This window comes from Phormidesmis priestleyi ULC007 (assembly GCF_001895925.1).
In the GTDB taxonomy this organism is placed as follows: Bacteria; Cyanobacteriota; Cyanobacteriia; order Leptolyngbyales; family Leptolyngbyaceae; genus Phormidesmis_A; species Phormidesmis_A priestleyi_A.
The window spans coordinates 59,504-80,463 of sequence record NZ_MPPI01000006.1 but is presented as its reverse complement, the minus strand read 5'-3'; the positions used below and the strand labels follow the sequence as shown (position 1 = coordinate 80,463).

The 20,960-nt window shown below is 49.4% G+C and carries 17 protein-coding genes; 7 read left to right on the top strand and 10 right to left on the bottom strand.

The features are described 5' to 3' along the window. Nucleotides 1-12: 12 nt before the first annotated feature. The 4 genes from BRW63_RS07300 to BRW63_RS07285 all read right to left on the bottom strand — a co-directional run bounded on the left by BRW63_RS07300 (nt 13) and on the right by BRW63_RS07285 (nt 8,297). Nucleotides 13-3,564: a TonB-dependent receptor gene (locus BRW63_RS07300; protein ID WP_073070250.1), complete on the bottom strand. Its 3,552-nt coding sequence runs from the start codon at nt 3,562-3,564 to the stop codon at nt 13-15. Further along, nucleotides 3,561-5,060 (bottom strand): DUF11 domain-containing protein, encoded by a 1,500-nt coding sequence (locus BRW63_RS07295; RefSeq protein WP_083582756.1) that lies wholly within the window; start codon nt 5,058-5,060, stop codon nt 3,561-3,563. The genes BRW63_RS07300 and BRW63_RS07295 overlap by 4 nt, the downstream gene beginning before the upstream one ends. Before the next feature lie 131 nt (nt 5,061-5,191). Next, nucleotides 5,192-5,770, bottom strand: a complete 579-nt coding sequence (locus BRW63_RS07290) for a DUF11 domain-containing protein (protein WP_073070248.1) — start codon at nt 5,768-5,770, stop codon at nt 5,192-5,194. Nucleotides 5,771-5,813: 43 nt separating this feature from the next. After that, the gene (locus BRW63_RS07285; RefSeq protein WP_073070247.1) at nt 5,814-8,297 is read right to left on the bottom strand and encodes a DUF7925 domain-containing protein; all 2,484 of its coding nucleotides are present in this window, start codon (nt 8,295-8,297) and stop codon (nt 5,814-5,816) included. A 671-nt stretch (nt 8,298-8,968) separates the two neighbouring features. Here BRW63_RS07285 and cpdA point away from each other — a divergent pair. Continuing rightward, a complete protein-coding gene (gene cpdA, locus BRW63_RS07280) occupies nt 8,969-9,766 on the top strand; it encodes a 3',5'-cyclic-AMP phosphodiesterase (RefSeq protein WP_073070246.1) in 798 nt (265 codons plus the stop codon). A 53-nt stretch (nt 9,767-9,819) separates the two neighbouring features. Here the strand turns inward: cpdA and BRW63_RS07275 are convergent, their stop codons facing one another. After that, complete coding sequence (locus BRW63_RS07275) at nt 9,820-11,112, bottom strand: M16 family metallopeptidase (RefSeq protein ID WP_073070245.1); 1,293 nt, start codon at nt 11,110-11,112, stop codon at nt 9,820-9,822. 192 nt (nt 11,113-11,304) lie between these two features. Here BRW63_RS07275 and BRW63_RS07270 point away from each other — a divergent pair, with 192 nt between their 5' ends. The 3 genes from BRW63_RS07270 (at nt 11,305) to BRW63_RS07260 (ending at nt 13,905) form a co-directional block, all read left to right on the top strand. After that, nucleotides 11,305-11,826 carry a hypothetical protein gene (locus BRW63_RS07270; RefSeq protein ID WP_073070244.1) on the top strand — a complete coding sequence of 174 codons (522 nt, stop codon included), beginning with the start codon at nt 11,305-11,307 and terminating at the stop codon, nt 11,824-11,826. A gap of 63 nt (nt 11,827-11,889) precedes the next feature. Then, nucleotides 11,890-13,440 (top strand): C-3',4' desaturase CrtD, encoded by a 1,551-nt coding sequence (crtD, locus tag BRW63_RS07265; protein WP_073070243.1) that lies wholly within the window; start codon nt 11,890-11,892, stop codon nt 13,438-13,440. Nucleotides 13,441-13,497: 57 nt separating this feature from the next. Continuing rightward, nucleotides 13,498-13,905, top strand: coding sequence for a hypothetical protein (locus BRW63_RS07260; protein WP_073070242.1), 408 nt, complete (start codon nt 13,498-13,500; stop codon nt 13,903-13,905). Nucleotides 13,906-14,182: 277 nt separating this feature from the next. Here BRW63_RS07260 and glcD read toward each other — a convergent pair whose 3' ends face one another. Then, the gene (gene glcD / locus BRW63_RS07255) at nt 14,183-15,652 is read right to left on the bottom strand and encodes a glycolate oxidase subunit GlcD (RefSeq protein ID WP_073070350.1); all 1,470 of its coding nucleotides are present in this window, start codon (nt 15,650-15,652) and stop codon (nt 14,183-14,185) included. Between the two features lie 258 nt (nt 15,653-15,910). Here glcD and BRW63_RS07250 point away from each other — a divergent pair, with 258 nt between their 5' ends. Next, complete coding sequence (locus BRW63_RS07250) at nt 15,911-16,318, top strand: hypothetical protein (protein WP_143162022.1); 408 nt, start codon at nt 15,911-15,913, stop codon at nt 16,316-16,318. Nucleotides 16,319-16,451: 133 nt separating this feature from the next. Here BRW63_RS07250 and BRW63_RS07245 read toward each other — a convergent pair whose 3' ends face one another. Genes BRW63_RS07245 through BRW63_RS28165 form a run of 3 tightly spaced genes read right to left on the bottom strand, consistent with a single transcriptional unit; the run spans nt 16,452 to nt 18,248 of the window. Next, a complete protein-coding gene (locus BRW63_RS07245) occupies nt 16,452-17,153 on the bottom strand; it encodes a molybdopterin-dependent oxidoreductase (RefSeq protein WP_073070240.1) in 702 nt (233 codons plus the stop codon). 7 nt (nt 17,154-17,160) lie between these two features. Then, nucleotides 17,161-17,760, bottom strand: coding sequence for a cytochrome b/b6 domain-containing protein (locus tag BRW63_RS07240; RefSeq protein ID WP_073070239.1), 600 nt, complete (start codon nt 17,758-17,760; stop codon nt 17,161-17,163). Nucleotides 17,761-17,819: 59 nt separating this feature from the next. After that, nucleotides 17,820-18,248 (bottom strand): hypothetical protein, encoded by a 429-nt coding sequence (locus BRW63_RS28165; RefSeq protein WP_146135823.1) that lies wholly within the window; start codon nt 18,246-18,248, stop codon nt 17,820-17,822. 91 nt (nt 18,249-18,339) lie between these two features. Between BRW63_RS28165 and BRW63_RS07230 the strand changes: the two genes are divergently transcribed. Beyond that, entirely contained in the window at nt 18,340-18,849 is a 510-nt protein-coding gene (locus BRW63_RS07230; RefSeq protein ID WP_073070237.1) for an inorganic diphosphatase, read from the top strand. Nucleotides 18,850-19,044: 195 nt separating this feature from the next. Beyond that, nucleotides 19,045-19,887 (top strand): MBL fold metallo-hydrolase, encoded by an 843-nt coding sequence (locus BRW63_RS07225; protein ID WP_083582755.1) that lies wholly within the window; start codon nt 19,045-19,047, stop codon nt 19,885-19,887. Between the two features lie 6 nt (nt 19,888-19,893). Here BRW63_RS07225 and BRW63_RS07220 read toward each other — a convergent pair whose 3' ends face one another. Then, a complete protein-coding gene (locus tag BRW63_RS07220) occupies nt 19,894-20,949 on the bottom strand; it encodes an anthranilate phosphoribosyltransferase family protein (RefSeq protein WP_073070235.1) in 1,056 nt (351 codons plus the stop codon). Nucleotides 20,950-20,960 lie beyond the last annotated feature (11 nt).

Here is a 20,960-nt window from a genome sequence, read left to right as displayed (position 1 = left end):
CTCGGTTCTAAATCAGGGGCTGGTTTGGGAAGGTGACGGGCTAGACGGAATTGTGGCTATCGGCTTGACAGTGGACTTTTGCGGCTGGGACGCAACTTTCTGTAACCCAAACCCGTTAAACAATTGGTTGAGCTTGACGGTTAAACCAGCGTAAAATCCGCCTGTCGATCGAGAGCCGTCAAAGTCTCGATCGTTGATTCGTCCAAAGCTATATCCGGCTGCCAGTCTCAGATTGGGCGTGAGGTAATAACCCGCTTCGACTAAGAATCCGGTTTCGCTATAGCCTGCATTCAGTTGGTTGATCCAGCGCGCTTCTCCAACCAGATCCCATTGAGCATTTAATCGGTAAGTGGCACGCGCTTGAGTTAGTGTTACGGTGCTTGTGCCGACTAAATCATCGGCTAGATAAGAAGTGCCACTCCGCAACGCCAACTTGCCATAAAACTCCCAGCGCCAGTTGGGGGCGTAGATTCCCTCAGCGCTAAAGAGATGCTCGATCGAGCCTGTGCCACTGCCAAGCAAAATCGTGTCGGGAATGGTAGAAGGATTCTTACGATATTCGTAGCGCAATAACGCGTTGAATTGATCATTGTTGATGTCGCGATATGCCAAACCTAATCGCAAGGTGGCGGTGTCGCCGAGTCCGATTAGCCCTTGATTGGCAGCATTTGCCTGCTGATAGTTGAGCAGAGCAGTGATCGAGGGCGATAATTTGCCGAGTGCCGCCGCCGTAATCACCGTATTTTTGCCCGATGAAGAACTGCGATGTTCAAATCGCGCACTGGTCTGAAAATTAGGATTGTCGTTATAAGTGATGCCAACACTGTAGTTATCTCCATCTTGTAGTCCTAGAGCAGACGCGCTTTGACCAAATGCAAAAGGCTGTACAAACTGAGTTCCAGCAGCGGTGCGACCGATCAAGCCACCAAACAAATGCTCGTAGGCGAGATCGAGCTTTAAGCCGGGTGAAAGCGTGATACCTTGGTTGACTCCGAAAGCTCCGCTCCACGAAGTGTTCGCGCCTTGCACTCTAAATCCGTCACCCCCGTTGAGCATGGAATAGCGACCTTTAAGCGTCGTATCAGAGCCGAGTTTGTAATCTCCGGTGAGATTAAGGCTGGTGATCGATCGCCCTGCAAGCTGCCCGCGTGTGTAGAACTGTTGGGCGATTTGGGCGTTGATTCCGGGCATGACTTTCCAATTCAAGCCGAGTAAAGTGCGATCGCTATAAACCGCATCGACTTGAGACGAAAGCGTTGTTTCGTTTTGTGCCAACAAGGTGAGGCGGCTGTTGATCGGCAAGGTGAAGCGCGATCGCAATTGGTCAGAACGGCTGTCAAGCAGATTAGGATTGAGGCGATCTGTGCGATCGCGGTGCAGCCAATCCACAGTTAAATCAGCTAACCCAAAGCGCTGCTGTATACCTGCCGTGATTGTGGTCAGAGAGTTGTTGACTGCTGTTCCGGGAATAGCTTCTTGACGAGGCGTGAACAGATCCGCGAAGGTGTTGAGGGGCTGCGGGGCGATGCCTTTGTTGTCTTCGTGGTCATATTGCAGTCGCAGATTGGTTTGGGGCGAAACCTGGGCAGTGACTTGGGCACCATAGCGAGTCTGACCAGGCACAAAGCTGATCGTGGCATTGTTGGCAAATCCGGTGTCGGTGTGACGATAGAAAGCACTACCCAGAATGCCTTTAGCGATTTCACCCTCTAGCTCTAGGCGATAGGCAGAGCCAGTCACAAATCCTAGAGATTCTGAGTTGTTTTGGGAGTGGGCATATTCGGCGATTAGTGTTCCGGTTGAGCCGATCGGAAACAAAGCATCGGCTCCATAAAGCTCAAAGTTGCGGAAGCCGAGATTTTCTTTGAGGTAGGTGGCAGCGATCCAGCTTTCACGGTCAGCCTCTCGCGACAGGTTATATTGCAGCCGTCCTGCATAAATCTGATTGTTCGAGCCGGGTGAATCGAATTGGTAGGTGACAACAATGCGACGGACTAAAGTCTCACCATTTTGCCCAATATCGGTTCGCAAAATCGGCTCTCGAAAGAACAGAGTGCCCCGATCGTAGTCAATCTCATAATCGGCTCCGCGTGTCAAAGATTGACGATCGAGGACAGTGCCGGGACGATTTAACTCCTCGACTTCAACAAAGACATTTTCGCTGCCTGCTACCAACAAGCGACGAGAAAGGAAGTAGTAGCCACTGGTGCCATCGGGCGCGATCGTGTCCCGTTGAAATCCCTGAACATTGTTGCCATAGAATCCACTAAATGCCAGCTTGCCAATGTTGTAATTTGCCTTGAAACCGTGGAGTTGGCGAGTTGTCGCGGTGAACTGCTGCGATCGTCGCGCAAACTCTTCGGTATTGTAGTCACCCCACATCACATAATCGCTGCCTGCTTTGGCGACGGGAGACGTACGCTCTAGCCGCAAAAACACACTATCAGTAGAAGGCGTGATCACTGTCGATGTTGAGCTATCGCCATAAACCGGATAGCTGTTGTCACAGGGCTGCGACGCTCGAAACAAAGCATTCGTGCCGTCACAGGTTTGATTGAGCGGATGATCGCTGTTATAAGCGCCCGTAAATAACCAAGTGCCGACTCGCCCGGTTGCAAACACTGCCGCACTCAGATCGAGCTTAGTGTAATAATTGCGATCGGGCGGCAAAAAGTTTCGTAGTTTGCCATAAAAATCGGTGCCTCGTTTCCCTAAGCGGAGGTTGATTACACCCGTGGCGATCGAGGGACGCAAACTCGTCTCAAAGTCTAGCTGAGTAAAGGTTTCAAGATCTGCCATTGTTGCCCGAATCTGCACCTTTTTGGCATCTAATCCCGATCGCAACGTCGCGTTAAACTTGCCTTGTCTTGCCTGCACTTGAAATCCGGACTGGTCGCGATCAGCATCTGCGCCGACAAACTCACCCGCGTTAGTTGAGAAGGTGACGATCGCGTCTCGGTTTGACACAATGCCCTGTGCGTCTAGAAGTTGCCCTTCGATCGTTGCGGTCGATCGTCCATCTGCCGGAATGCGCGACTCAATAGCAGACACCACAAGTTGCTTCGGAATTCCTCGCACTTTGACTGACGTGGAGGCGACTGAATGCTGCCCCGATGCGGTTTTTGCCTGAGCCGTGAGCGTGTTGGTTCCCTCTTTTAAAGGCACACCATACCAGGTCTGAGTGACGAGGTGCGTTGCGTGATTGGTTTCGGTGCGTCCGATTAACTTTGAGCTAACTGTCTCACCGTTTGTCTGCAACTCGACTTGACTACCTTCTGCAACCTGCAAGATCACAGTAGCGGCTGGCACATCAAGCGTTTCATCAACTTGAGGAGACAGAATTTTGATGTTCAATTCTGTTGATGGATCAGTCGCTTTAGTGTTGTCCTTTGGATTAATTTTTTCTGATTTTAAGCGCGATTTTTCTGGGTTGGAGTTGATTAAATTCTTGATTTCTTGGATCGAAGGAGCGATCGCGTGCGCTGGAGTGGTGAGGGAGAGAGCGATCGAGCCAGCCATCAACGTCAACCAGATTCGATAACAACGGTGGTGACGGCTAATCATTTCTGTTTTGCTCCCTGAAATGGCGTAACCGCAAAATTCATGCGAACTAGAGCGCCCGGTGCAATGTTGACGAGTCGCGACTGGCTATTGCGCTCTTTGACATAGAGATTGGGCGCGAGGGTGTAGCCCAAAATCGAGGTCAGATCCAAGACTCCGGTGCGGTGTCCAGCTAGGACTCCACTGATCGAAAACAGCCCATTTGCATCAGTGGTGATGCGGTTGCCATCATCGAGAAAAATTACTGAATTAGGCACCCCTGGCTCTCCGGGCTGCTGCTCTCCATCAAAGTTTTTATCGACAAAAACGCGCCCGATTAGAGTACCGCAGTCTGAGAGAATGCCATTCCGAATTCGCAAGCGATGCGAAGCCGGGCCGTCTTTGACCGACTGCGAATTATCGGCGCGGCGGGCAGTTGCGATCGCAATATTTTGCCCCGATCCTCGAATCGCGTCGGGCGTAACTTGTGCCGCATAAGCGATGTTGAGAATTTGATTAGCATTAGATTTAATCGAAAGAAGATTGATTCCCGGTGTGCTAAAAGTAATGGTCGAATCGGTTTGAGTAGTTGCGATCGTCACTAATTGCCCCGCTAACTCAGCCCTGACCGATCCCGGCAAAAAGCGAAAACCCAACGGCAATGTGTCTCTTACCGTGACGTTATTTAGATTTGCGCTAGAGAGATTGCGAACGGACAGACGATAGATCACCGTATCACCCGGAATCGCTGTCGCCCGATCGCCCGATTTGGTAATCTGAATTTCTTGTGCGTCGCATACATTGACTGCAATATTGACGACTGCTAGCGATAACCCCACTCGTTCTGCATCTTCAACAGTTAGCGTGCCATTGACCGAAGTAACTCCGTTACTCGTATTGATTGGTTTTCCATCTAGAGCCGTGGCAGTATAAGCGATCGTTTTACCATTAATATTCGTAATCGTTAACTTGATGCGTCGCTGGGCATAAGTCGAGTTGGTCGGCGGATTCACCACCAAAATATAAGACTTACCCACAGTTAACTGTCCCTGACTTTCATCCAAAATGAAGTTGTAGGTGCCGTCACTTTGAATGAAATAAGGATTGCGGTTTTGTGCATTGGGAGCAAGCCCGCCCGAAATGCCGTTACCCGGAATATCGGGGACTTCTGTTTGAGTTAATGGCACTAACCCTGCCAAATCAAGTCCGATCGCGTCGGTGTTATAAACGCCAACGCTAAACCCCTGATAGTCGCTGAGTAGTTCGCCATTGCAGCCTGTAATCTGCCCTAATGGGTCGGCAAGAGACTGGGTGAGTTGATTGGTTTTGCCCGCAAAGCTTTGACCTGATGGATCATCGTAGCGATAGGTGGCAACATTTGTGACGGTTTTCAGGAGTTTTTCAGGAGACGTTTGGGAAACACCGGGGGTTGACAGTTGCAGAATGCTGATGCCACCTGAAAGCACACTCACAGTCAACCGTCGAACCCACAACTGAACTGGGCGATAAAAATAATGCACGGTAGATTGAGCAATATAAACTAGAGTCGGTTATTGATGCCTATTTCAAAAACAATGGCGATCGATTGGGCGATGGCGAGAGGACACGACACTGCCATGTCCCTACCGCGCCTCTCATGGATCTGTCACGTTTACGATCGCACCTTCACCCAATAAGCAGCTTTCACGTCTGCCTTTGGTTCAAGCCCGTTGTTAACGCTTAAACGAATGTGCGTATAGGCTTCAGCCGGAGCAGGACGCTGTTCAATCTGACCGCTGGCTAACGTGACTTTAATCACGGGTTTAGTCACGAAGGTTTTGCCACTATCAATGCTGTAAGTAATGGCGTTATTATTCGTATTCACAACAGTGGCAGAATTTAGTACATAAACCGTTCCGATCGGAATAGGTTGAGTGACTGCGAGATTTTTAGCCGCCCGATCGCCTTTGTTTTCACCTTTGAGTGTGTAGCGAATTACATCACCTGGATTTGCCCCCGTGTTTCCTGAAGTCATAGCTTGCCAGGTTGTAATTTCTTTCCCCTGTTCGTCTTTTTGAAGGTGTTGCTTTTCAGCACTGAGATTCAATTCGACTTTGGGCTGCTTGAGCACGTTTGCGGCGAGGTGATTGCCTGCGTCGATCGCTTTCGCCAACAGCGGCGCTCCGTTAAACGGAAGCATTGAGAGAGTTGTAACGACGGCTAAACCAACTAAATAGGGCTGCTTTTTCATGGGGGTGACTTGCGTTTAGAGTGAGAGAAATGGTGCCGATCGCTTACTTGATTTGACGGCGAAACTTAAACTCTCCGATCGCGCCCGGAGCCAGGGTTGAAACCGTATCAACATAGGTCTGCACGTCTGCACCACTAAAGGTTGCGACGACTGCGCCTGTGGTTGAGTCGGTTCCCGATCCTTTAACCGTGTCGGTCGGGTTGGTGTCTTTGGTTGTGGTAAACCAATTGTTTGGGGCAGTCGTGCCGTCTTCGGTGATCTTCAAGGTGTTGGCAGGCAGCATGACATTGTTGGCACCACTTCCTTGACCGCTAGAAAGGTTTGTGTAAGTAATGCGATACTCGATGATTCTGCTGGGTAAGGCGGCGGCATTGAGGGCTTGTTGTTCGGCAGCGGTTGAAGCTGTGGTGAAGCCAGCGACTTGGGTGTTGCCGTCTGCTTCTAAGATTCGGGCTTCTTTCTTCAGCGACACATAGCCTGTGTAAACTCGATCGAGGGTGAGATTTCCCGGTTCTTTCGTGTTGTCATATTGACCATTTCCATCGGTGTCAATGAAGGCAGCGATCGGAACTGAATAGCCAATGTTTTGAGCCGCATTGTCCCCTAAATTGATGGTCACGCCATAGCTTGGAGTTCCGCCTGCGGGCACTACCACACTGGGAACCGCACCATCTGGCGTGAAGGCTCCGGTTGCCTGGTTATAGGTGAATGTCACCGGAGTCGCGATCGTTCCGGTGCCATCGGAGTCGATCGTGACTTTTGTGCCGTTGGGCAAATCAGTTTTGACGGCAGGTGGCAGCGGAATCAGCACGATCGTCTGAGAACTGTCGCTGGTGTTTTGCACCGTGTTGACAAAGACGACATCTGGCGTTTGAGCATCGGTTAACAGCGCAGCGGGGTCTAGCCCGATCGCAGGTGAAACTGCTTTGTTCGTGAAGTCGTTATTGTTGTCATCGTCTGTGCCAGTGGCATTTGGGCCCTTCGCCGCAGGCTGACCTGCCGGGCCGTTTAATGGTGTGGCGGCGATCGTCAAGACAGTATCTTCTCCCCCGTTAGTCTTGGTTCCTGATCCGACTCCACTGTTTACGCCTGTGTTGGTTGTGGGATTCGTTGGATTGTTGTTAACAACCGTGTTCAGTGTTCCAGGATCGGTTCCATCTTCACCAGGGTTTGCTTCACCTGGGCTGATTCCTCCATTAGTAACAGCGACTCCTCCAGTGGTCGTCGAGTCAGGGTTTGAGCCATTTAATTCATTGTTAGAAGATTGGTCGCCCGACTCATCGTAAACAAGCTGAGTACCTGTTCCGGGAACGACTGCGCCGAGTTGTGACTGACCAAAAACCTGGGCAATGTTGGCAATTTGACCGCCTTTAAAGGTGGACAGTGGATTCACAGAAAACTTAAAGTTTTGCAGCGTAGTGCCTTTAGCGATCGCACCATCAGCAATAAATCCCACCCGTTTGATCAGGTTGAGCGCGGGTTTTGTAGTTGTCCAATCGGCTTGCAGAGCGGTGCTAGTGAGAGCAGTCGTGCTATAGATCGGTGTCCAGCCGCCAAGTGCAGTCGGGGTCACATTACTCAACTGAGTGCCCGCTGGAATCGCGTCAGAGATTAAGACTTTGTTGACGTTAACGACACCAGACCCGCTATCTAATTTGATTTGCGTGGCGTTGAGATCACTCACCACCCCAAACGGAGGACTCGCCGGATCTTCAACTCGCAGGGCTAACTCATAGGTCAGCAGGTCATCGGTTAATAGACCAGGAGTTTTGGGATCGTAAGCCGAGTTCACTTTCAAAATCGTGGCGTAGGCTTGCAGTCTGCCTTTAACCGTGACGACGGCGCTGGTGTCCATTGCCTCTTTTTCACTGGCGATCGACAACACGCCCGGATATTCACCCGTCACCGTATCAGGGTTATCTTGAGTATAGACACTGCCCGAATCTGCTACATAAGGCACTCCGATTTGAAGAGTTTCAGGTGTGGTTTTGCCTAACATGACGGTGGTGCTTGCCCCGGCAGGTGCAGTGTTGTTGACTTTGACTTTCACCTCAACAATCACGGTTCCGTCTTTAGGAACTGAGGCAGTTTGAACTGTAGTAGCACCAAGTGCGATCGGAATGCTGACTGTCGCGCCGTTAACTTTGGTAATCGTGATTGAAGTGACTGTAAAGCCTGTACCGTCGGATAGGGTTGCGATTCCTGGAATCTCAAAGGTGGTGGGGTCGTTACCTTTGTTAGTAATCACAAACGGAACCGTGAAAGTATCATCAGCGATCGGAGCCGTAGTGCTGGGCGGTTGAGCTACAAGCGTGATGCCAGCAATTTCTGCAACAGAAATCGTCACCGTGTTAGAGGTTGCGTTATAGCTGTTGGCTCCGTCTGAATAGGTAGCAGTTGCCTGGTTTGTGATCGGCGTTCCGGGTGCAGTTTGGGCGAAGGCTGACAGCACGATCGGCATCGTTCCTGCTGAAAGAAGAGTTGCTGCAAAAATCTGACGACAAGACCAACGAGAGTAGGTAGACATGATGCGGTTTCTTCTGAGACAAGTGACTGAGAGTGAACTTTTCTTTAAGTTGAATCACTGAAATATAAATATTTTTAAGGTATAAATCAGTAGATACCATTGGAACAATCAGTGGAAATGTTACGAATGAGTCCATTGATGCTTAGGCCTCTTGGATGTGAGGAATTCTTTGCAGTTCCTTTTCCTGCTTGAAGATTGCTCTAGTTAGAGGCTGCCCAGAGGGAATCTCTTTTGAAACATACATTCTTCAAGTTCCGTTAAATCACTGAGAAGACAGCAAGTATTATTTCTGATTGAAGAGCTGAAAATAACGACTAGCGATCGCCCTCACAGGTCTATACAGCTCATCGACCTGAATGCAAAACCAGCAATTTTTCAGAGAAATGATCCCGCGATCGGCGAACCATTAACCCAACTGCAAACGCCTCCGGGGATTCGTCGCAAAACGTGATTTAAATCACAATAATTACTGGGGTAGATCGCACAGCTTCCACGACTCAGGCATTACCCTAAAGGGTGAGAAGGTAGCTTGCTTGTTCTAGTCTTTAGCCTGAGTCACTGATCGTGAATTCTATCTAGCGTCTGGATAGGGTTGCAGACGTTTTAGGACGGCTCAAAGTATGAACAGGTCAAACATTCAATGTCATCGATCGTCCCCCGGTTCAGCCAGTATGATTCAGTCTCCTCTGCTCATTGCTCAAATTACCGATACTCATTTGTTTGCAGATTCCCACCAAGACCTATTGGGAATGCCGACCACAGACTCGTTTCAAGCGTTGCTTGAGCATCTGTCTAGACTGTCTCCTCAACCTGATTTGTTGTTGTTGACTGGCGATCTCTCGCAAGATGGCACACCTGAATCCTACGATCGCTTGCAAACTCTGCTCGCCCCATTAGGCATTCCGGTCTATTGGCTACCGGGCAATCACGATGCTGAACTTGAGGAGATGGAGCGATCGCTAACTCACCCACTATTCTTTCCAGACCGATCGTTTGCGGCGGGCGGATGGCGGTTTGTGTTGCTCGATTCTCAGGAAACTGGCTGTGTGCATGGATCACTCTTGCCCAGAGAGTTAAACCGATTGGATCGAGATCTCAACCAGCATTCAGAGCAGCCGACGATCGTCGCGCTGCATCATCCTCCCTTTCAGATGCGATCTGACTGGCTAGACACGAGCATTTTGCAGAACCCTGAAGACTTGTTTGCAGTGCTCGATCGTCACGCTCAGGTCAAGCTCGTTTTATTTGGTCACATTCATCAAGAATTTCATCGCCAAAGACGTAGGGTTACTTATCTAGGAACCCCTTCAACGTGCATTCAATTTGAGCCGAGAAGCCGTGATTTCTCGATCGACTCCAAAAAACCTGGATTCCGGCTCCTCAATCTCTACCCTAACGGCGCTTGGAACACCCAAGTTAAGCGAATTACCTATGCTCAACAGCTTGATTTAGCAGCAATAGGCTATTAGAATCGTGGGTTAACCTTCACCCTAGCCCTCTCCCCAAGGAGATGCTAGAAATTTTATTCTCCCGGTTTGACGGTCACGATTCCATAGGCGGCGGTTGGGAGATAGGTTTGAGCCGCAGCTTGCAACTCAGCCGTCGTCAGCGATTGAATGTGCGTCGGGTAGTTAAAGGCTGGCTCTAAACTGCCGATTTGCGACTGATAATAGCCATATAAACCCGACCGATCGCTGGGTGTTTCGTTGCTAAAAATAAAGTGGTTGGCGACTTGAGTTCGCACTCGTGACATCTCAGAATCCGTGACGAATTCAGCTTGCAGTTTTTGAATGTGTTGGACGATCGCTGCCTCCACAATCTCTAAATTTTCCACAGGCAAATGAGCCGATACGCAAAACAATCCTTGATGGCGATAGGTCATATTGCTGGCAGAAATGCTAGAAACTAACCCCTGACCTTCGCGCAAATCTTGCACGAGTCGGGATGTGCGCCCGTGTCCTAAGACGTTAGCCAACACATCCAGCGCATAAGTTTGCGACAGATTATTGAGTCCTGGTACGCGCCAGATCATCGTTAATCGCGCTTGTTGGAGACTGCGATCGACATATTCTTGACGCACAATTTCCGTAAACGGACTCTCGGAATTATATTGACTCCTTGTAGGTTCCTGCCCCCTGACTCGTAACCCCAGCTCATTAAAACTATCTTCAACCACGCTAATTAACGTCTCGACTGGCAGGTTTCCGATCGCAACTGCCGTCATCGAAGCGGGCTGATACCAATGGTGATGAAAGTCTCGCATTTGTTGAGCCGCAAGGTTTTCGATCACGGTGGCAGGGCCGAGCACTTGTCTACGATAAGGGAGTTTATCAAACGCCAAATCAGTCATGCGCTGATAATTGCGTCGTCTGGCGTTGTCTTCCGATCGCCGAATTTCTTCTAACACCACAAATCGTTCGCGCTCAAATCCATCGTCAGGAATACTGGCATTCAGCACCACATCCATTTGCAGCGGTGCCAGATCTGCAAAATCTTTAGGAGCAGTGGTGATGTAATAGTGTGTGTAATCCTGGCTGGTAGCAGCGTTGGTGACTGCGCCCCGTTCTTCAATTTGTTTTTCAAAGTCACCGCTTTTGAGGCGAGCCGTTCCTTTAAAAACCATGTGTTCTAAAAAGTGAGCCATGCCGTTAATCTCATCTGACTCGATCGCAGACCCGACATTCAGCCACAGATTGAGGTTGACTGCCTCGATCGGAAGTTGCTCGGCAATAATGGTCAACCCGCTCGATGAGTGGTGAATGGTCGGTGCGTTGAGTTTAGCGATCGAAGAAGACTCGACAAGAATTGAAGTCATGGTTTGCCCAGTGATGGCGACTACTTAACCCATCTTAATCTTCTTAAAGTTGCAATTGACATCGCTATCGAAGTGGAGAAGGGAAACTTTTAGGAATAGATTTTGCAATACACCCCGTTTTTGTCGGTTTCGTCTCAGAACTTGTGCAGAATGGCAAACGTAAGAGTCAATTTCCCGCAGGATGGTTGAGACATGGATGATCAAGTCAGACGACCTCTGAGTGTGTGGCTAACGCAGGCACTTTTCTTGATGGTCATTCTGCAATTCTCGATCGCCCTGTTGCTTATGGTGTTTCTTTGTTTCTCAAAAGATGAGATAAAAGACTGCTTCTCACTATCAAGAATTCCATATCTAGTCGGGAGTTTTGGGGCTTTTCTGCTGATAGGTTTAGCGTTTTGGGGGCTTCAGAACAGAAAACAATATGGCAGATGGTTAGGAGCGATTATTTTGGTCGCCTCAATGGTGGTGGGCATAACTCGCAGTCATTATTTTCAACTGTTTTATGGAGCGGTCTTCGAGGGGCAACCCTTACCCGTGCCTCCCTATAAATGTTGGGAGACCAATGTGCTAAAGGTCGATCAAACTTCCTGTGGTTACTCAAGCTACTCAGATTTGGTACTGCAAGGCGTTTTAGATCTCTTCCCTGACATTTTGCTGGGATTTTTAGCCTTACGGCTGATCTTCGGTCGTGCAGTAAAACGCTTCTTCAAGTAGGGGTGATGGCGCAAAAAGTGACGATAGAATAAGAGAAAGATTACGGAATGTAAAGTGGGTGGAATGCTGAGAGAACAGGGCGGTGAAACCTCTGGCGATCGCAACGTTTCTCGTGTCATCGTCATCGGTGCCGGAATTGGTGGACTGACGGCGGCAGCGTTGTTAGCGCATCGAGGCTATCAGGTGTTGGTGTTAGATCAGGCATTAGTGCCCGGTGGATGTGCTTCGACCTTTAAACGCCAAGGCTTCACCTTTGATGTCGGTGCAACTCAGGTGGCAGGCTTGGAACCCGGAGGCATTCACCATCGAATTTTCTCTGAACTAGAAATCGAGCTACCCGCAGCGACTCCCTGCGATCCTGCCTGTGCGGTTTATTTGCCCGGAGAAACCACACCGATTAGCGTTTGGCGTGACCCTCAAAAATGGCAAGCAGAACGAGAGCGACAGTTTCCGGGAAGCGAACCTTTTTGGCAGCTTCTCGCGGATTTGTTCAAATATAGTTGGGCGTTTCAAATGCGCGACCCAGTGCTGCCACCTCGCAATCTTTGGGATTTGTGGCAACTCACAAAAGCCGTTCGTCCCGACACATTAATGACGCTGCCTCACACATTCTCGACCGTCGGAGATGCGCTGCGAGGCTATGGTTTAGGTGACAATCAGCGCTTAAGAACCTTTTTAGATTTGCAACTTAAACTCTATTCGCAAGTCAACGCGGAAGAAACAGCTTTGCTTTATGCAGCAACCGCGTTAGGAGTTTCGCAGGAGCCACACGGGTTGTTTCACCTTCAGGGCAGTATGCAAGTGTTGAGTGATCGTCTCGTCTCGGCATTAGAACGCGTTTACCCCGAAGGGGGAACTGCTGCGCAACGCGGCAAACTCCTAATGCGTCACACCGTCGAGAAGATTCACACCCAGGCTGGAAAAACCACAGGAGTCACGATTCGCAACCAGAAAACAGGCGAGAGTTGGATTGAGCCGACCGATCGCGTTGTCGCCAATGTCACCGTTCAAAATTTGATACAGCTTTTGGATGAAGATGCCCCTAAAGGCTATCAGCGACGAGTCGATAAGCTGCCTCCCTCTTCAGGTGCGTTTGTCGTCTATCTTGGGGTCGATCGGGCGGCGATTCCTGCCAACTGTCCCCCACATCTGCAATTTTTGTATGACTACGAGGGCGCGATCGGGGAAAACAATTCGCTGTTTGTCTCAGTCAGCCATCCTGGTGACGGTCGCGCTCCAGACGGCAAAGCGACAGTAATTGCATCGTCATTCACCGATTCGTCAATCTGGTGGCAGTGTGATGATTACGAAGCGTTGAAGCAAAAATATAGTCAGGAAGCGATCGCTCGTCTAGGTCAATTTTTTAACCTGAATGAGACGATCATTTGTCAAGAAGCGGCAACACCTCGCACATTTCAACACTTTACGGCGCGCGATCAGGGGGCAGTGGGCGGACTTGGGCAGCGAGTGCCAACGTTTGGCCCATTTGGGTTTGCCAATCGCACTCCGATTAAAGATCTGTGGCTTGTAGGTGACTCAACCCATCCGGGTGAAGGAACGGCGGGAGTCAGTTATTCAGCGTTAACGGTCGTAAGACAAATTGAGGCAGAGTGATTTTGCGGATTCGAGGTCAATGCTACGATCGTTCACATTCCCTCACAGTGAGGCGCTATGAATCTTCCTCCTCAGCTACCGCAAAAAGTCGAAAAGTGGTCAAATTTGCAAGGAATTAAGCCAGAGCAATTCATTATGGAAGCGATCGCGGAGAAAGTAAATCGGCTCGATCGACAAGTCGATGAACAGAACTCCGACCAGCCCAAAACTTACTATGAAGGCAATGTCTTGGTTGTAGATGCAGAACTTCCTCCAGGCTTTGATCTCAATGCTTTTATTGATGAGCTTCGTGAGGAACGCATTCAGGAGCAGATGTTTGATGAAGGGAGCCGTGTTTTGCTTCAACAGGCAGGTGCGCTGGCAGATGATGAATCGCTGGCAGAGTTGAGAAGGGTGCGACCTCCATCCGATACATTGGAAAAAACCGATTACCTTTTGCTCCATAAGGGTTTTGAGTGCCTGTAAAATTGATCAATGAATAATCAAAAAGACTACTGTGAAATCGTTCAAAAACCTTATCAGCAGGAGGCTTGAGTCACTTTAGTATCAGGTAGAGGTCGCACCCGTTGAGAAGCACAATTTATCAAGCACGAGGGCGATCGGAGGTAGACGAGGAATTAAGCATCTGATGTATGCAGTTACCTAGTTTGAATTTGCAGCCCAAGGGCTTGCCTGCTCTGCCGCCTGCCATTTTTTAATCCGTCGAACTCACGTTCAACAAGTTCTGGTTGACTCGAAGAATCTAGAACAGCTCGACTCCTGCAAATTCCTTGATGACTCCGGCTTTGGCTGCTTCACCACACGTCCGAGGAGCCGGGAAAATCTTGGTTGGATTGGCAATGCCTTTGGGGTTAAATGCCTGACGCACAAATTGCATCGTCTCCAAATCTGCTGGCGAAAACATTTCTGGCATATAGCAGCGTTTATCTGCACCGATGCCGTGTTCTCCTGAAATGCTGCCGCCGACTTTCACACACAGTTTGAGAATGGCTCCACCCAGTTCTTCGACTTTTTCTAGCGCCCCCGGAACGGCATTATCGTAAAGAATCAGAGGATGTAAATTGCCATCTCCAGCGTGAAAAACATTAGCGACGTGATAGCCAAATTTTTCGCCTAGCAGGGCAATTTCATGCAGCACATACTCTAATTTTGTACGGGGAATTACGCCATCTTGAACGTAGTAGTCAGGGCTAATTTTTCCCATCGCGGCAAAGGCAGCTTTGCGTCCTTTCCAAAGTTTTAGACGCTCATCGGGGTCGGTGGCGATCGTCACGTTTCGCGCTCCGTTTTGGCTACAAATTGCGGCGATGCGCTGGCTGTTTGTCTCGGCTTCAATTTCTAGACCATCGACTTCGATCAGCAAAATCGCCTCGGCATCGCGCGGATAACACTCGGTGCAAACGACATCTTCAACGGCATTAATGCTGAAGTTATCCATCATTTCCATGCCACCGGGAATGATGCCCGAACTGATGATGTCTGAAACGGTCGCCCCGGCTGCTTCGATGCTTGTAAAGTCTGCCAGCAAGACGCGAATCGATTCGGGAGTTTTGAGAATTTTGAGGGTGATCTCAGTCGCGATGCCTAATGTGCCTTCAGATCCGACAAAAACGCCTGTGAGATCATAACCGGGCATTTCAGGAATCTCGCCGCCCACATCGGCGATCGAGCCATCTGGCAACACGAGTTTCAACCCTAAAACGTGATTGGTGGTGACTCCATATTTCAAGCAATGAACGCCGCCAGAATTCTCGGCAACGTTGCCCCCGATCGAGCAAATAATCTGACTCGATGGGTCAGGTGCATAATAAAATCCCGCGCCGCTGACTGCTTGAGTTACCCAGTTATTGATCACACCAGGTTGTACTACAACGCGCTGATTTTCTAAATCAATACTGATAATGCGCTTCATTAAAGCAGTAACAATCAGCACACAGTTCTTAATTGGTAAGGCTCCGCCTGATAATCCGGTTCCTGATCCTCTGGCGATAAATGGGACTTGATAGCGATCGCAGATCTTCACTAGAGCAGCCACTTCTTCGGTTGTTCGCGGCAAAACTACAAGCTCAGGACGCTCTCGATAGCTGGTTAGCCCATCGCATTCATAGACGAGTAATTCTTCTCGCTTGCGGATCACGCCGTTTTTACCGACTACGGCTTCAAATTCTTTGGCGATCGTGTTCCAATTTTGTTTAATCGTGAGAGCAACCATAATCGGATTTTCTACAAAAGAATTCAGAAGTTGAAATGAGCAGTACTTAGAGTCTACCGCCAAAAAAAGGAAACCCTGTTGCAAAATCGATGCAAGATGCCAGCTTTGCTGTTTTGCTTCAAGAGTCAGTTGATCGCGCATTAGGAGCAGCAATTCCAAATTCAAAAGTTTCTGACGATCCTTGAACTCGACAAGCCTTGGTTTATCGTCGGCTTGTTGAGAATGGGTTCAATAAGCCAGAAACAGATCACGCAAAAAGTGGCTTTCGAGCTTGAATTTGGAATTGCTGCATTAGGAGTTGAGCGCAAGCGTGAAAAATACATCCAGTTAGGAATTGATCTGCGGGTTCAACTGGAGTACATAAATTCTTATCATTCCATGAGAAGTACCACTTTTAGGCGTGGTCATGGGGTGAGAGGACTCTGTAAGGTCAATAAGCAGGTGTCTACCTTAGCTGTACCTGATGCGGATGAACGAAGACGGAGAAGCAAAGTTTGGCGACGTAAATGCTCTGGAGAAGGAACAGTCAAGATCACGATCGGCAATGCTGTTCATGAAAAAGCTATAGAAACAAGCAAAAACGGCAGTTTAGACACTAATCTCAATGTTGCCGCTAAAAGAACCTGTCAGATCTATGAGCTACTGGATGCACCCTTCCCCAGGTAACTTCCAGATATAAATATAGGTGGATGCTATTCACCCACCTATTTTATTAGTGGAGCTTCATAGCTTATCCAGCCAGGAATTCAGAGAGATCTCGACCGTCATAATAGAAGCCAATTGAGTTTGCAGATAGATCCTAGAGTCCAGCAAACCATTCGTAACCGCGATCTTCCCAATAGCCCCGACTAGGAAGCAGATTGCTCGTGAGCATGATGCGAGTTACCCATTTGCTGTGTTTATAGCCGAGTTTAATCGGAGCCGCTAATCGCAACGGGGCACCATTATCGATCGGCAATTGCTCCCCATTTTTTTGATAGGCCATCAGCGTTTGTGGATGCAGACAAGACCGCAAATCCCAACTTTCATAATAGCCATCTGCCGATTGAAAATAGACATAGCACACCGTGTCTTTAGGCTGTGCAAGTTGAATTAAATCTCGCAAACGCACACCGCCCCACTGCACGATCGCCGCCCAACCCTCAACACAAACATGACGCATTACGACTGAAGTAAGCGGCAGTTTATAGAGTTCGTTCAGGCTTAGTTGCATGGGGTGATTGACCTCACCGTCGATCGTCAGTCGGTATTTAACCGGATCGATCATGGGCGTAAAGTCAAAGCTATTCACAATCAGCTTGTCTGGCTCGATCTGGCTAACAGGCAACTCAGGCACAGGTTTTTGCGGATTGAGCAAGAGTTCTTCGAGGCGTTGATTGAGCGGTTCTGTCACCTGCCCGACTACGCCAGCAAACAAGTCTGAGCCACAGCCACCTAACAGCAAACTGCTGCCAGACAACCCCGCGATTTGCAGAAATTGACGACGATTAAACCGTTGCATGAAAGACCTACCAAAACATCGATTCGAGCAGACGAGAGCCACCGACTTTGAGGGCGAGCAGTGAATGCACGATCGCAAACAAGATCACTGTCGGCACGGTCATAAAATGAACGATCCGCAAGGCTTGCCAATCGCCAAAAAAATCAACAATCCAATAAAACTGAGCGGGTTTATACATACCGATACCACTCAAGATTGCTAGAAGCAACACGGGAACGATCGCCGTGTAAACAATTCGATGCCATGCGTAGGCTTTGCGCTTGGGATTTTTGCCGACTTGCAGCGCTTTGAGATCATTTTCTCCAACAAATCGATGGTGCCAGCGACGGCTAATCAGAATGTAGAGTCCATACCACAAGAGGTTGAGCGAGAAGAGCCACATAGCGCCAAAGTGCCAGTCTCGCCCGCCTGCAAGCCACCCTCCGATGAAAATGGGCGGCAGATGTAACCCTTGCCGTCCCCCAAAAACCGGATTGGCATTGTAGATTTGCAAGCCGCTCCCCAACATGATGAATAGACTCACCACGTTGACCCAATGAAACGTTTTTGCCAGGAGTGCTTGCTTGGGGAGGAGGACGGGCTTGAGGCGAGGAGAGTCAGTGGTCATAGAGGCAAGCGAACATCAGAAGACTCTACCATCTTAAGGTTTTGTCCTGTATTTGGGTTTCAAGCCTTAAACCGTCGAAACTGCGATCGCCATTGTTCGATCGCATCAAGATTCAGCGTGATTTGGGTCGGAGTCGGAGTCTCGATCCAGTGAGTAATTTGTTCAAAGTCGTCACGAGCAACGGTGGGCAGATTGGTGTCTTTGGCAATTTCGGCAGCTCGGTTGTCAACCACAATGACCAGCGATCGATGACGATTAAGCAAGCATTTCACCCCGCCATGCAGCCAAATACCAATATAGTCAAACGAAACCCTCGACGCGCTGATATTTCCGCCACCCGACCCCCAACAGAACGATAGGGCTAATTCATTGTGATAGAGAAAATTTAGGATAGAGGAGTTCCTAAAAATGACCCGTTGGAAGTGCCGAAAACGTTGATTGATTACCTCAAAACCGTTGCCGATCATCGCGGGGTACGCGAACGACACTATTACAGATCGCCCTCTTCCCCTAAAATCAAGGATGAACAGACGGTGATTTTACCTTTTATCTTTTTATCGTTTCGCTTGGAGAACCGTAGTGGATTTAACTCGCATTCCCGCCCAGCCTAAGCCAGGTCTGATCAACGTTTTGGTCGAAATTCCCGCAGGCAGCAAAAACAAATATGAATTTGATAAAGATCTGAATGCCTTTGCCCTCGATCGTGTCCTCTATGCCTCAGTGCAATATCCCTACGATTATGGCTTCATTCCCAATACGCTGGCCGATGATGGCGATCCGCTTGACGGCATGGTGATTATGGATCAGCCTACTTTCCCTGGCTGCGTGATCGCGGCGCGTCCGATCGGCATGTTGGAAATGATCGACGGTGGCGATCGAGACGAAAAAATTCTTTGTGTGCCCGACAAAGACCCTCGCTATGTCAATGTCAAATCCCTTAATGATCTCGCCTCTCATCGTCTTGACGAGATCGCCGAATTCTTCAGAACTTACAAAAATCTGGAGAAAAAAGTCACCGAAATTCTCGGTTGGCAAGATGTAGATAAAGTTCTGCCGTTGGTAGAGCAGTGCATCAAAGCCTACCGCTAACTGCCTAGCAGTCGATTCAGTCAAAAGGCTCAGGGGTTCTCTGAGCCTTTAACCTATGGAAAAAGCTTAAATTCTGCCTGAATTGGTAACAACGGAATCGAAATGGGTAGCATAAAAGATAACAAACCCAGACTCTGCTGGGAGTGACCGCTCCAAACTCAGATAGACGCTCTTGAGACAAGTGCAAACCTAGAAATGATTAACTCTTCAGAATTCGTGATTCAATTTTGGGGCGTTCGGGGCAGCATTCCCGCTCCGGGGGGCGAAACCGTTCGCTATGGTGGCAACACCTCCTGCCTAGAAATGCGAGTAGGTGGCAAGCGCCTGATCTTTGATGGCGGAACGGGTCTACGGGTTCTAGGCAAGCAATTGCTGAAGCAAACGCCTGTTGAAGCCCATATGTTCTTCAGCCATTCTCACTGGGATCATATTCAAGGATTTCCATTTTTTGTGCCTGCCTTTGTGCCCGGTAACTGCTTTCACATCTATGGCGGCGTAGCACCCAACGGCGCAACCATGAAGCAGCGTCTCAGCGATCAAATGCACCATCCTAATTTTCCGGTGCCGATGCAGGTAATGAAGTCAGACATGAAATTTCATGACTTGATGCCGGGAGATGTCATTCAACTAGACGATATTACGATCGAAACCGGCCCGTTAAATCACCCTAATTCAGCGTTGGGCTATCGCGTTACCTGGCAGGGTCGCACCGCCGTTTATGCGACTGACACTGAACACTATCCTGATCATATCGACGAAAATCTGGTTTATCTGTCCCGTGATGCAGATGTTCTAGTCTATGACGCTTGCTACACCGACGAAGAATATCACGACCCCCAAGCATCCAAGATTGGCTGGGGGCATTCAACCTGGCAAGAAGCGCTGAAAGTTGCTCAGGTAGCTGGCGTGAAGAAAGCCGTGATGTTTCATCATGACCCTAACCACGATGATGATTTTCTCGACCAAGTAGAATCTGAGGTTCAGACCGTTTTCCCCAACAGCTTGATGGCGCGAGAAGGGATGATTTTGCCTGTTTAGCAATGGTTAAGATTGGACTGCCACTAGCGATTGAGTTGCTTTGCTAATCTCATCGAGCTTCTGAGCTGCCGCCCCTTGGGTCAGCAACGATGCCGCTTTGGCAAGCCCCGCGTCTAGATCTGGGCAAACGCCACAGCGCCACAGATAAAACCCGCCGTTCCAAATGGCGGATTGCGTTAGCTCAGACGGTTTGCCTGCTAACACTGCTTGCACGGCTTCGACCCATTCATCAGTTGGGCTGAGGGGCACTTCTTTGGCGGCAAACCCAGAGTCGCGAGGCACGAGACAGAGCCGTTCAAACTCAGACTTGTTTGCGCCGATGATCACCGTGCGATCGCGGGGCAAATCACAGCTTCCTTCTAGCCCTTTGACGGTGGTGAAATTTGTGATTCCGCGTCGAGCAAAGGCATCGCGAATCATATTTTCAGTCGGCGGATGGACAAATCCACAAACGACGTGAGCGTCTCCTGCATAGGGCGACCACATCAGTTCTAACGTGGAAAATGGGGGACGTTTGCCAATTTGGTCGCGATAAGTCACAAGTCCTGATGCGAGCGGAAAGTGATTGGTCAAGTAAACGAATCCTAGCCCTGTGGTTTCTAAAACATGCTGAACGCGATCGAGAGAAAGCTGTTCCCAATGAATCCCTAATCCCTGCCAGAGTTCGATTAGGGGCACCCCTTCTTTAGTGGGCATACGATCTCCCCCGTGCAAAATCACAGGCACGCCTGCACTGGTCAAAATCAGCGAGGTTAAAGGACTGATCGGGGCAGTGCGCGATCGCCCATCGTAAGGGAGACACAGCACGGTGACTGGATAGGCAGACTCAATGGGTTGAAGGGCTGGCCCTAATGCTTCGTAGGCATCTAGCATTCCTGCCAGTTCTTCTCCGGTCGGGCGCTTGATGCGATGGGCAATCATAAATGCCCCAATCTGGGCGGGGGTTGCTTCTTGCAGCAACATCATCTGAGTCGCTGCTTTTGCCTCGGCGCGGCTCAAATCTTCCCCGGTATGAGTCCCACTGCCCACTTTTCGCAGTAGCTCTCTAAATGCGTTACTCATAGTTTCTGCCC